13 protein-coding genes are annotated in these 12,248 nt (G+C 34.5%); 8 read left to right on the top strand and 5 right to left on the bottom strand.

Annotation, left to right across the window (positions count from 1 at the left end; genetic code table 11):
- The first annotated feature begins 233 nt into the window (after positions 1–233).
- From gyrB to secDF, 8 genes are all read left to right on the top strand, one after another.
- Positions 234–2,171 carry a DNA topoisomerase (ATP-hydrolyzing) subunit B gene (gene gyrB / locus HRU49_RS05305; RefSeq protein WP_296354903.1) on the top strand — a complete coding sequence of 646 codons (1,938 nt, stop codon included), beginning with the start codon at positions 234–236 and terminating at the stop codon, positions 2,169–2,171.
- 150 nt (positions 2,172–2,321) lie between these two features.
- A complete protein-coding gene (locus tag HRU49_RS05310; protein WP_296354905.1) occupies positions 2,322–2,480 on the top strand; it encodes a hypothetical protein in 159 nt (52 codons plus the stop codon).
- Positions 2,481–2,556: 76 nt separating this feature from the next.
- Entirely contained in the window at positions 2,557–2,709 is a 153-nt protein-coding gene (locus tag HRU49_RS14670) for a hypothetical protein (RefSeq protein WP_363146320.1), read from the top strand.
- A 174-nt stretch (positions 2,710–2,883) separates the two neighbouring features.
- On the top strand, positions 2,884–3,810 hold the full coding sequence (gene mdh, locus HRU49_RS05315; RefSeq protein ID WP_296354907.1) for a malate dehydrogenase: 927 nt from the start codon (positions 2,884–2,886) through the stop codon (positions 3,808–3,810).
- A gap of 73 nt (positions 3,811–3,883) precedes the next feature.
- Positions 3,884–4,318, top strand: coding sequence for a hypothetical protein (locus HRU49_RS05320; protein WP_296354909.1), 435 nt, complete (start codon positions 3,884–3,886; stop codon positions 4,316–4,318).
- A gap of 189 nt (positions 4,319–4,507) precedes the next feature.
- Positions 4,508–4,795 carry a hypothetical protein gene (locus HRU49_RS05325; RefSeq protein ID WP_296354911.1) on the top strand — a complete coding sequence of 96 codons (288 nt, stop codon included), beginning with the start codon at positions 4,508–4,510 and terminating at the stop codon, positions 4,793–4,795.
- A 32-nt stretch (positions 4,796–4,827) separates the two neighbouring features.
- Positions 4,828–5,436, top strand: coding sequence for a hypothetical protein (locus HRU49_RS05330; protein WP_296354912.1), 609 nt, complete (start codon positions 4,828–4,830; stop codon positions 5,434–5,436).
- Between the two features lie 153 nt (positions 5,437–5,589).
- A complete protein-coding gene (gene secDF, locus HRU49_RS05335; protein WP_296354915.1) occupies positions 5,590–8,658 on the top strand; it encodes a protein translocase subunit SecDF in 3,069 nt (1,022 codons plus the stop codon).
- 76 nt (positions 8,659–8,734) lie between these two features.
- Here the strand turns inward: secDF and HRU49_RS05340 are convergent, their stop codons facing one another.
- From HRU49_RS05340 to HRU49_RS05360, 5 genes are all read right to left on the bottom strand, one after another.
- Positions 8,735–9,235, bottom strand: coding sequence for a DUF192 domain-containing protein (locus HRU49_RS05340; RefSeq protein ID WP_296354917.1), 501 nt, complete (start codon positions 9,233–9,235; stop codon positions 8,735–8,737).
- The gene (gene lgt / locus HRU49_RS05345; RefSeq protein ID WP_296354918.1) at positions 9,235–10,062 is read right to left on the bottom strand and encodes a prolipoprotein diacylglyceryl transferase; all 828 of its coding nucleotides are present in this window, start codon (positions 10,060–10,062) and stop codon (positions 9,235–9,237) included. Before lgt ends, HRU49_RS05340 begins: the two co-directional genes overlap by 1 nt.
- Positions 10,063–10,127: 65 nt before the next feature.
- Positions 10,128–10,361, bottom strand: coding sequence for a membrane protein insertion efficiency factor YidD (gene yidD / locus HRU49_RS05350; protein ID WP_296354920.1), 234 nt, complete (start codon positions 10,359–10,361; stop codon positions 10,128–10,130).
- 2 nt (positions 10,362–10,363) lie between these two features.
- The gene (cysS, locus tag HRU49_RS05355; protein ID WP_296354923.1) at positions 10,364–11,845 is read right to left on the bottom strand and encodes a cysteine--tRNA ligase; all 1,482 of its coding nucleotides are present in this window, start codon (positions 11,843–11,845) and stop codon (positions 10,364–10,366) included.
- A 58-nt stretch (positions 11,846–11,903) separates the two neighbouring features.
- The coding region (locus tag HRU49_RS05360; RefSeq protein WP_296354925.1) for a GTP cyclohydrolase I at positions 11,904–12,248 on the bottom strand (345 nt) is incomplete at its 5' end.

The following is a 12,248-nucleotide window of genomic DNA, read 5'->3' on the forward strand; positions in this document are numbered from 1 at the left end:
GACTTTTGTTGTTTTTTATCTGGACATTGTAGTGTAAAATGATTGAAATTGATTTTAAGGTGGTTTTTAGACGTTTTAAGAAACTTTATTGTAATTAACAATTGTTGATAATTAGTGCATAAACTCTATGAAATGCTTTTAAAGGGCTTTATTTATTGTTATATTTGTGTGTACTTAAAAGATGCGCTTAAGCGTCTTTTTTTGTGTTGACAAATCATGTTTAAAATATAATTATGAGCGAAGAAAACAAGAAAAAATATGGCGCAGATAGCATTCAGGCCCTCGAAGGTATGGAGCACGTGCGTATGCGTCCATCAATGTATATTGGCGATGTAGGAGTAAGAGGTTTACACCATTTGGTGTATGAGGTGGTGGATAACTCAATTGATGAAGCACTTGCAGGGCATTGCGATAACATTACCGTAACCATTAACGAAGATAATTCTATAACTACCGAAGATGATGGTAGAGGTATCCCTGTAGGTTTACATAAAAAGGAAGGCGTGTCTGCATTAGAGGTTGTAATGACTAAAATTGGAGCAGGTGGTAAGTTTGATAAAGACTCATATAAAGTATCAGGTGGTTTACATGGAGTAGGTGTCAGTTGTGTTAACGCACTTTCTGAGCATTTAAAGGCAACGGTATATCGTGATGGTAAAATTTGGGAGCAAGAATATGAACGTGGTAAAACCTTATATCCTGTAAAAACTGTTGGTGACTCAGATAAAACAGGAACAGTTGTAACCTTTAAGCCAGATCCTCAGATTTTCCAGCAGACCTTAGAATATAATTACGATACATTAGCGAGTCGTATGCGTGAGTTAGCATACCTTAATAAAGGCATAACTGTTCACCTTATTGATAAACGTAATACAAAGGAGGATGGTTCTTTTGAAGGAGAGACATTCCATTCTGAAAATGGATTGCCAGAATTCGTGAAGTTCTTAGACGGTAATCGTGAGCCTTTAATGAAAGATGTAATTTCATTTGAAGGTGAGAAAAATGGTGTACCAGTTGAAGTAGCCATGGTATATAATACATCTTATGCTGAAAATTTACATTCTTATGTAAACAATATTAATACACATGAAGGTGGAACGCATCTGTCAGGTTTCCGTAGTGGTTTAACCCATACTCTAAAGAAGTACGCTGATAACTCTGGAATGTTAGATAAATTAAAGTTTGACATTTCTGGTGATGACTTCCGTGAAGGATTAACGGCCATTGTTTCTGTAAAGGTTGCAGAACCACAGTTTGAAGGGCAGACAAAGACTAAGTTAGGTAATCGTGAAGTTTCTGCCGCTGTGAGTCAGTCTGTATCTGAAATGCTTACGGATTATTTAGAAGAACATCCTGAAGATGCTAAAACTATTGTACAGAAGGTTATATTAGCGGCTCAAGCACGTCATGCAGCGCAGAAGGCTCGTGAGATGGTGCAGCGTAAAACGGTAATGAGTATTGGTGGCCTACCTGGAAAACTGTCAGATTGTTCGGAGCAAGATCCAGAAAAATGCGAATTATATCTTGTTGAGGGGGATTCTGCAGGTGGTACAGCTAAAGCTGGTCGAGATAGAAATTTTCAAGCAATTCTGCCATTAAGAGGTAAGATTCTTAATGTAGAGAAGGCCATGCAGCATAAGGTGTTTGAGAATGAAGAAATTAAAAATATTTTTACAGCATTGGGTGTTACTATTGGAACTGAAGAAGATCCAAGAGCACTAAACTTGTCTAAATTAAGATATCACAAAATAGTAATTATGTGTGATGCTGATATCGATGGTAGTCACATTGCAACCTTAATCTTGACCTTTTTCTTTAGGTACATGAAAGAATTAGTAGAGAATGGTCATGTTTATATAGCCACTCCGCCATTATATTTAGTAAAGAAAGGGGCTAAAAAACAGTATGCTTGGTCAGATAAAGAACGTGACCAAATCATGTCTACCTTTGGTGATGGTTCTAAAATTCAACGGTATAAAGGTCTTGGTGAGATGAATGCTGAGCAACTATGGGATACTACCATGGATCCTGAGTTTAGAACTATGCGTCAAGTACAGATAGATAACGGTACTGAGGCAGATCGAATCTTTTCGATGTTAATGGGTGACGAGGTGCCACCTCGTAGAGAGTTCATTGAAAAGAATGCGATTTACGCTAATATAGACGCGTAGTCAAGTAAAACATTTTCATTAAAAAACCGCATATATCTTATGTGGTTTTTTTATGCTTTAAAAAATCGATTAAAAACACAATTTATGCCTAAAATTGATACAAACAAAGAGCACTTAAGTAGGTATGCTGTAGGTTAATAACTGGAATGCATGGACTGTTTGTCAGAAGGCAAAATCTGGCCATTAGCCTTCTCCGTAAGAATGTCTTACAGTCACTTGGATGGGGCATATAATATCATAGAGTCTTTAGGTACTGAAGGTAAAAATATAAGATTAGAACATAATACCAATGCATGTTTTTTTAATTAGCAGTTTCGACGAAACTCACTGTCTTTAATTTGTATGGCGGACTTGAGTATATTACAGGATGTATTAATCGGATCTAATAGGAAATAATAGAGTTGCTCGCGTTGTGTTGACTAGTCAAATCATTACAGATCCATTTTCTTTATCTAGTGAGGCTTCTACAGTGAAAGATGCAATATGTGCAAAATTAAAATTTGGTTTCTTCCGTTTAAATGCCGAGTATCATCTTTAAGAATTTGACACTTTTTCAGCAGGTGTAAACTTCGGATATAGATAAAATAAATACGAATAAGATAATTAGTTGAAGTACAAGATTTACTCTTGTGCTTTCTTCGTTTAGAGCATTTTTATTTGTAATTTTGCAGTCGTTAAAAACATCAAGTTTCACATTAAAATATTAAATATAATGAAAGTAACCGTAGTTGGTGCAGGAGCAGTAGGAGCAAGTTGTGCAGAGTATATTGCTATAAAGAATTTTGCTTCGGAAGTGGTTTTATTAGACATTAAAGAAGGCTATGCAGAAGGTAAAGCCATGGATTTAATGCAAACTGCTTCCCTAAATGGTTTTGATACTAAAATTACAGGAAGTACAAACGATTATTCAAAAACAGCAAATAGCGATATTTGTGTTATTACTTCTGGTATTCCGCGTAAACCTGGTATGACTCGTGAAGAGCTAATTGGAATTAATGCAGGTATTGTAAAAACGGTTTCTTCAAATTTAGTCGAGCATTCTCCAAATACTATTTTAATTGTGGTGAGTAATCCAATGGATACCATGACGTATTTAGCTCATAAGACTACAGATTTACCAAAACACCGAATTATAGGAATGGGTGGTGCATTAGATTCTGCAAGATTTAAGTATCGATTAGCAGAAGCTTTAGATGCACCAATTAGTGATGTCGATGGAATGGTAATTGGAGGTCATAGTGATAAAGGCATGGTGCCTTTAACATCACACGCTACGAGAAATAGTATCAAAGTTTCTGAGTTTTTATCAGAAGAAAGATTAAATCAGGTGAAGGAAGATACTAAAGTTGGTGGAGCTACATTAACAAAATTATTAGGAACTTCCGCTTGGTATGCTCCAGGAGCAGCAGTAAGTGGTTTAGTGCAAGCTATTGCTTGCGACCAAAAGAAAATGTTTCCATGTTCAACACTGTTAGATGGTGAGTACGGATTAAGTGATCTTTGTATCGGTGTTCCAGTAATTTTAGGTAGAAATGGCATTGAACGTATTGTAGATGTTCCATTAAGTGATGCAGAAAAGCAGCACATGGCAGAAAGTGCAGAAGGTGTTAAAAAGACCAATGGTTTATTAGAATTCTAGTTTTAGAATTCATCAAAATATGATTTAAAGGCCGCAACATTGCGGTCTTTATTTTTTTGATAAATTTCAGATTATGAAAAATACATTTACACTTTTGAGTTTGTTTTTACTGTTGTCATGCAATGGTTTGATACAGAAAAATCAATATGAATTAACCTATGCCTTTCAAGATAAAGACAATGTCCCAAAAAATAAAATAGCCACAACTCTCGTGATAATTAAAAAGCGTTTGAGACAGTATCATAATAATGTAGATGTTCGTAGTAATTCCAATAATGATATTAAGGTAACTCTTAATGAAGGGTTTATTTTGGAAAGCGTAAATCAAGTTGTCGAAAACCAAGGTAAACTCGACTTTTGGCCATGTCTTCAGAAAGAAGATATGGCTGGTTTCTTAATGAAAATGGATAGTGTATCTAAGATAGATAGTATCACAAGACCACTTTCTGAGATGCTGCAAGGACTAAATTATTCTGGAATCCCCATCTTCTTAGAAGAAGATAAATAAGAGATTGAGACACTTATCGAACAAAAAAATATTCAAGCTTTATTTATTGATGAATTCAATGATATTGAATTAAAATTTGGTTTACCAAAGGATGGATTTTTTGAAGTCTACGGAATTGTAATCAATCAAAAAGAAAGAGCACTGGTAAATGAAACCCATATTATCGAAGCAAGACAAGATTACGATCAATTGGGAAGACCAGCAATAAGCTTAAAGATGAATGACTATGGTGGTGATCAATGGTATAAAATGACTGATGATGCCTATAAGATTCAAACGTTCATTGCTATTAGTTTGAATGATATTGTATATAGGGCACCTAGTGTTTCTAGTGGCCCAATATCAGGTGGTCTTACACAAATTGCTGGTAGTTTTACTTTGGAACAAGCTATCGATTTTTCTAATGTTTTAAGTTCTCAGCAAATGATACCTCAATTGAAATTTGTAAGTAGTAAAAAGTTAGCTAAGAAGGATTAATAATAACTCCTTAATTTTCCTATATTTGCGACATGAGGTCCAAGCTACATATTGGCATTATCATTATTCTACTCGCTCTGGTAAACAGATTTGTAAATCAGCCTGTCATCCCAAATCAGCAGATTGTTATTGCATTTTCAGAGGCACAAGCTGCAAATAATGATGCTTCCCAAACCTTGGAGTCTATCCAATCAAAGCTTGAGAGCATTGGTGTTTATGATATTCAAATTCATGAAACTCTTAATGGTCAATACCGCATTACATATCATAGTACATCTCATGTAGACCAAGTTAAAAAACTACTGTCAGATGCCAATTATGAATTATCACATAAGTCTGAAAATCAAGAAAATAAACTACCAAAAGAGGGTAGTAATAAACTTGTTCAATTAGATGTTTTAGAAATAACCAAAGTCGATTCTAAAAATGATTGGGATTTTGACGGAGTTCAAATTGCTGAATATAATCCTAAAAGTGATCGATTTAATCACATTAAATTTAATTTCTCAGGACGAAAATCAAGTTCTGAAAAAACGACCTTAATGGCCAATCTTGGTCTTAAGTTATACCGTTATAGATTTACATATATTGATTGTAATGTTTATAATATTCCAGAGGTTAGGGCTGGGCCTTTAGTATAGGGAATCATAATCTGTAAAAATTCCCAAACACTTTTATCTGATTTTCTATCAATCAACAAATCAAAACATTTATTTATAATATTTAATAATTGTCTAGTTGTGGTGCAAAACATATATTTGCGCCTTCAAAATTAGACGTAAAACAAAACTAAAATGCAAAACAAAGGAGTTATTAAGCTATTTGCACTTTTGTTTGGTTTGGTAAGTATTTACCAGTTGTCTTTTACATTTAAGGCAAACCAAATTGAAGACGAGGCTAAAATGGCAGCCGTTGCCAAATACGATGAGACCGTTAAGGATTTTCAAGATCTAAGGACTCAGGCAGAAATCGATTATTTAGATTCTTTAAAAACCTCTAAGATTCAAGTCGGTGAAGAATTTGAACCTATCGAAGTATACAACTTAGGAGTTTCTCAATATACCTATAACGAGGTTGAGGACAATGCCATGAAGTTAGGGCTTGACCTTAAAGGTGGTATTAATGCTATTATCCAGATTTCAGTAAAAGATATCTTAAAAGGATTAGCAAATAATAGTAAGAATGCAGTATTTAATAAAGCACTAGCAGATGCTGAAGAATTACAAAAGGACGCACAAGAGTCTTATCTAGAGTCATTTTTTAGAGCTTTTGATGCAATCAAAGGAGATACTCAATTAGCATCGCCAGACATATTTGCTACAAGAGACTTAAGTGATGACATTACGTTTGATATGTCTGACGATGAAGTTAAGACAGTATTAGAGCGTAAAATTGATGAATCTATTGTTTCAGCTTTTGAAGTATTACGTAATCGTATAGATGGTTTTGGTGTATCGTCACCAAACATTCAACGTTTAGGAAACTCTGGACGTATTTTAATAGAATTACCAGGTGCCAGAGATAAAAAACGTGTTGTAGATATCATTACAAAAACGGCACAATTACAGTTCTGGGAAACTTATAAAGAACAAGATTTAGCACCTTATTTAGGAATTGTAAATCAATCTCTAATTGACGCTGCTAAAGCAGAAGAACAAGAAAATTCTTCGGAAGAAGCTCAAGAAGAAGGAGTAGAGGATAGCGAAGATAGCGTGTCTAGCACCATTGATGATTTAACAGGCCAGATTGAAGCCGATTCTACTAATGTATCTGCCGAAGATCAAAACCCATTAGGTTATAGAGGAAGAGGAGGAGTACCTTCTGTAATTGGTATGTTCTTAGCTAAGGATAAGAAAAAGGTAATGGAGGCTCTTAATGATCCTAAAAATAGAGCGCAATTACCACCAGAAATGCGTTACGTGAAATTCCTTTGGGGAATTCAACAAAAAGATTCTGAGTATTCTGAATTATATGCTATCAAGAGTAACAGAGACAGTACACCTCAATTGAGTGGTGCTGTAATTACAGATGCAAGACAAGATTATGATCAAATTAGTAGACCTGCAGTAAGTATGCAAATGAATGCTAAAGGTGCTAAGATTTGGGAAGAGATGACTAAAGTTGCATATGAAACTCAAGGCTATATTGCTATTGTATTAGATGATATTGTATATTCTGCGCCAAGCGTTTCTTCGGGTCCAATTTCAGGTGGAAATTCTCAAATATCAGGAGCATTTTCATTAACAGAAGCTGTTGATTTAGCTAATGTGTTAAGAGCTGGTAAATTACCAGCATCTGCAGAGATAATTCAGGCAGATGAGGTAGGGCCTTCATTAGGTCAAGAGGCTATTGATAGTGGAATGAAATCGTTCTTAATTGCTTTAGTTTTCGTATTGCTTTGGATGATTTTCTATTATGGTAAAGCAGGTATTTTTGCTGATGTTGCTTTACTATTAAATATCTTATTAATTTTTGGTGTATTAGCGAGTTTAGGTGCAGTATTAACCTTACCTGGAATTGCTGGTATTGTATTAACGATTGGTATTTCCGTCGATGCGAACGTACTTATCTTTGAGCGAATACGAGAAGAGTTGGCTAAGGGTAAATCTCAAAAGGAATCCATTAAAGATGGTTTCTCAAATGCCTTATCATCTATTCTTGATGCTAATATAACTACTGGTTTAACGGCCTTAATTTTATTTGTATTTGGTACAGGTCCAATTAAAGGTTTCGCAACCACTTTAATCATTGGTATTTTAACCTCATTATTCACAGCGATTTTTATAACAAGATTACTTATCGATTGGTGGGTAAATAGAGGCGGTTCTTTAGATTTTTCTACAGCAATGACAAAGGGATTATTTAAGAATGTAAATATTAACTTCTTAAAGAAACGTAAGATTGCTTATGTAATTTCTGGTATTTTGTTAACGGCAAGTATTGTGTCGTTGTTTACAAATAAGTTAGATCAAGGTATCGATTTTGTTGGAGGTAGAACTTATCAAGTGCGTTTTGAGCAACCTGTAAGTACGGAGGAAATTGCAAGCATATTAATTGCGCCAGAAGTATTTAGTAGTGCAGAGGTCAAGACGATTGGTACGGCTAACCAATTAAAGATTTCTACGAAATACAAAGTGAATGATAATTCTGTAGAAGCTGACGAAGAGGTGCAAACAAAATTATTTGAAGCGCTTAAACCATTCTTACCAGAAGGAATGACTTATGAAGAATTTGATACAGGATCTGGTGATAAGAAGATTGGTAAAATGCTCTCAGGTAAAGTAAGTCCTACCATTGCAGATGATATTAAGAAGTCATCGTTCTGGGCGGTTCTTGGATCTTTAGTGGTGGTATTCCTATACATCTTAATCAGATTTAAGAGATGGCAATTCTCTTTAGGTGCAGTAGCAGCTGTATTCCATGATGTATTAATCGTACTTGGTATATTCTCATTAACTTGGAAGTTTATGCCATTTAGTATGGAAATTGATCAAGCCTTTATCGCAGCAATCTTGACCGTAATTGGTTACTCGCTTAATGATACCGTGGTTGTGTTCGATAGAATTAGAGAATTCTTGAATGAGCATACCTCATGGGAGTTTGGAAAAACAATCAATGCTTCTTTAAATAGTACTTTAAGTAGAACATTAAATACGTCTGTAACAACATTAGTAGTATTATTAGCAATGTTCATTTTTGGTGCTGATTCTTTAAGAGGATTGTTATTTGCGTTAATCGTAGGTGTAATCGTAGGTACATATTCTTCGATGTTTATCGCTACACCATTAATGTATGATACCGCTAAAAAAGGTGATGCAGCAGAATCATTAAAGACTAAAGTAAAAGAAGAAGACGAAGAATAAATAGGAATTATTTTCCATTATAAAAAAAGCCTTTCTGAATAAGAAAGGCTTTTTAATTTATCAGTTTTTTAAGTTTTTAATTCAACAATTTAAACTCAATCTTATCATTCATCTCTAATTGCCACGAGTCTGAAAGTCCTGCATTAATTTCTAAAACATATTTGGCAGGAGCATCAGAAGGTAAAGATGTTTCATCAAATGGTTTTGCATGCTTCTGAAAACTTACAATCTCCATTTGATCGTTTATATAGATTATGTCTAATGGAATTTTTGTGTTCTTCATATAAAAACTTCGCATCTGCATATCAGGGAATATAAAAAGCATACCTTGGTTTTGTCCAAGTTGTGATCGATACATTAAACCTGTTTGAGTTTCATACGCATTATCTGCAATTTCAATATCTAAGGTTTGGATAATAGAATCTGTTTTAGCCTTTTTTAATTGAAGCGTGCCTTCCTTTTTAAATTTAACCACAACTTTGTCTTTTGAAGTTGTAGGAGTTTCTTCTTTACAGCTCAGGGTGCTTAGAGTAGCTCCACAAATTAGTGCTAAAGACAGATATTTTTGAATGCGCATTATTCTGCTTTTTTCTTATAGAAGAACATAAAGTAAAGTCCAATTAAAATAAGAGGAACACTTAATACTTGTCCAGTATTCATAAACCACACATAATCGTCTCGGCCATCAACTTGTGCTTTTTTAACAAATTCTACAAAGAATCTGATGGTCCAAAGTAGTACTAAGAATAATCCAAATAAAAAGCCTTCTTGTTTTGATTTGTTGGTTCTCCAATAAAAGAATAAGAGTCCGATAAAGACAAAAATGTAGAAGAATGCCTCATATAATTGTGCCGGGTGACGTGCAAAATTCTCCCCGTTTTGAACAAAAATAACCCCTAACGGACTGTCTGTCTTAAAGCCAACAATTTCAGAGTTAATAAAGTTACCAATGCGCACAAAAACAGCTCCTAAGGCAACCGGAATCACTACGCGATCTAAAATCCATAACCATGATCTATGTAATAAGTGCTTCTTGCGATACAAATACATTGATATAATCATTGCAATAGCAGCACCATGGCTGGCTAAACCTTGGAATCCAGTGAAGCGAATTCCGTCTTTAAAACTAAAAGGTAGAAATATGCTAAAAAAGTCCTCTTTAAATAACTCAGGCTCATAAAATATAACATGACCAAGCCGTGCGCCCAACATAATTCCTAAAACAGAATAAATAAATAAGGCATCTAGTGCATCTTTTGATTCACCTTCCTTTTTAAAAATTGGCTTCATGGTGTAGAATCCAATTACAAAAGCGATAATCCACATTAAACTATAAAAGTGTAGTTTAAAAAAACCTAAATCAATAAATTTAATAGGATCCCATTCTATTTGGAGTAAGTACATATGCGATTGCTTTATGCTGTAAATATACTATTTTGAAAGAGATTCGAAATGAGATTAACGTATAATTAATCTTCCTTTGGTGGCACAGGATCATATCCTTTTCCTCCTAAAGGATGACAACTAAAAATACGCTTAATAGCTAGTTTACCACCTTTGAAAATACCATGAACTTCTAAGGCCTCCTTTGCATAATGCGAACATGTGGGCTGATAACGACATGTGGCTGGTGTTATGGGTGATATAAAAGTTTGATAGAATTTTATCAGCCATATAAAGGGATATGTTAGAATTTTTTTCACAATTACTTCGTTGTGAATGTTGTTCCTTCTCTACTATCTTTAAGCTGAATACCAACTTCAGCAAGATCGTCTCTAATTTTATCAGAAAGCGCAAAATCTTTATTCTGTCTTGCTTGATTACGTAATTCAATTAATATTTCAACAGCACCAGCTAATTTATCTGCGCTAGAATCTTCTTTTGCAACATTGACTAAACCAAGAACATCAAAAGTAAAGTCATTCATTGTTTTCTTTAATAATTCGAGATCATCAGAATTCAAAGAAGCCTTATTATCTTTGATTTGATTGACCAATTTAGTAGCTTCAAAAAGATGAGCAATTAAAATTGGGGAATTAAAATCGTCATTCATCGCATCATAACACTTTTGCCTCCATTCAGAAACATCAAATGTTGAAGAATTTCCGCTGTTTAAAGAATCGAGTATATTAATCGCTTCCATGAGTCGATTAAAACCTTTTTCACTAGCCAACAGACCATCATCGGTAAGATCTAAAATACTTCTATATGATGATTGTGCATTAAAGAACCTAATAACACTCGGAGCATAAGCCTTCGTAAAAAATTTATTTTTACCTGAGAGTAGTTCGTCAGGATTAACAGTATTACCTGTACTTTTGGCCATGCGTTGTCCATTAAGATGTAACATATTAGTATGGATCCAATAATTTACTGGTGCAATACCTCTCGCTGCCACATTTTGCGCGATTTCGCTTTCATGATGAGGAAATTTTAAGTCTATCCCACCACCATGAATATCAAAATTTTCACCTAAATATTTGGTGCTCATAGCTGTACACTCTATATGCCAGCCAGGAAAACCTTCTCCCCAAGGAGATGGCCACTTCATAATGTGTTTGGAATCTGCTTTTTTCCATAGTGCAAAATCTTGCGGATTTTTCTTGTCACCTTGTCCCTGTAATTCGCGAGAATTGTTAATTAGGTCTTCTAATTTTCTTTTACTTAAAACCCCATAATCGTGAGTTTCGTTGTATTTATGAACATCAAAATAAACTGATCCATTTACAACATAAGCAAAGCCATTATCAATAATCATTTTAATAATTTCTATTTGCTCTATCAAATGTCCAGTTGCCGTTGGTTCTATGCTCGGAGGTAGAAAATTAAGCGTATCAAGAACTTTATGAAAATCTACCGTATATCGCTGAACAACCTCCATAGGTTCTAATTGTTCTAAACGCGCTTTTTTAGAAATCTTATCTTCACCTTCATCAGCATCATTTTCTAAGTGTCCAGCATCCGTAATATTTCTAACATAGCGCACCTTAAACCCCAAATGCCTAAAGTATCTGTAAATCATGTCAAAAGACATAAAAGTTCTTACATTACCTAGATGTACATTGCTGTAAACCGTAGGGCCACAAACATACATTCCAACATGACCACTACTTATGGGTTGAAATAGTTCTTTTTCTCCACTTAAGGAATTGTAAATTTTTATGTTTTGTGATTCGTATAGAGGCATCCTGCTTATTCTGAATAAAGATTTAGACAAAGCTAATTAACTAGCTATGATAAAACAACTAAAATTGAGTATCTAGATTAATATAATCTAAAAATTCGCGACGGGTTTCTTTTTCTTTGAATTTTCCACCAAATTCTGAAGTCACGGTGCTACTTTCAATATCTCTAATGCCGCGAGAATTAACACAAAGGTGTTTAGCGTCTATAACACATGCCACATCTTCAGTATTTAAGACATGCTGCAGTTCTCTTACTATTTGTATGGTTAAACGCTCTTGTACTTGAGGACGCTTCGCATAATAATCGACGATACGATTCATTTTAGATAAACCAACTACAGTTCCATTAGAAATGTAAGCAACGTGGGCTCTGCCAACTATTGGCAACAAATGATGTTCGCAAGT

It is taken from the genome of Winogradskyella sp., from assembly GCF_013213975.1.
Lineage (GTDB): Bacteria > Bacteroidota > Bacteroidia > Flavobacteriales > Flavobacteriaceae > Winogradskyella.

What these genes read in the sequence shown, in the direction of transcription:
- gyrB (WP_296354903.1), top strand. Translation starts at nt 234, where the DNA reads ATGAGCGAAGAAAACAAGAAAAAATATGGCGCAGATAGCATTCAGGCC.
- HRU49_RS05310 (WP_296354905.1), top strand. Translation starts at nt 2,322, where the DNA reads ATGGACTGTTTGTCAGAAGGCAAAATCTGGCCATTAGCCTTCTCCGTA.
- mdh (WP_296354907.1), top strand. Translation starts at nt 2,884, where the DNA reads ATGAAAGTAACCGTAGTTGGTGCAGGAGCAGTAGGAGCAAGTTGTGCA.
- HRU49_RS05320 (WP_296354909.1), top strand. Translation starts at nt 3,884, where the DNA reads ATGAAAAATACATTTACACTTTTGAGTTTGTTTTTACTGTTGTCATGC.
- HRU49_RS05330 (WP_296354912.1), top strand. Translation starts at nt 4,828, where the DNA reads ATGAGGTCCAAGCTACATATTGGCATTATCATTATTCTACTCGCTCTG.
- secDF (WP_296354915.1), top strand. Translation starts at nt 5,590, where the DNA reads ATGCAAAACAAAGGAGTTATTAAGCTATTTGCACTTTTGTTTGGTTTG.
- HRU49_RS05340 (WP_296354917.1), bottom strand. Translation starts at nt 9,235, where the DNA reads ATGCGCATTCAAAAATATCTGTCTTTAGCACTAATTTGTGGAGCTACT.
- lgt (WP_296354918.1), bottom strand. Translation starts at nt 10,062, where the DNA reads ATGTACTTACTCCAAATAGAATGGGATCCTATTAAATTTATTGATTTA.
- cysS (WP_296354923.1), bottom strand. Translation starts at nt 11,845, where the DNA reads ATGCCTCTATACGAATCACAAAACATAAAAATTTACAATTCCTTAAGT.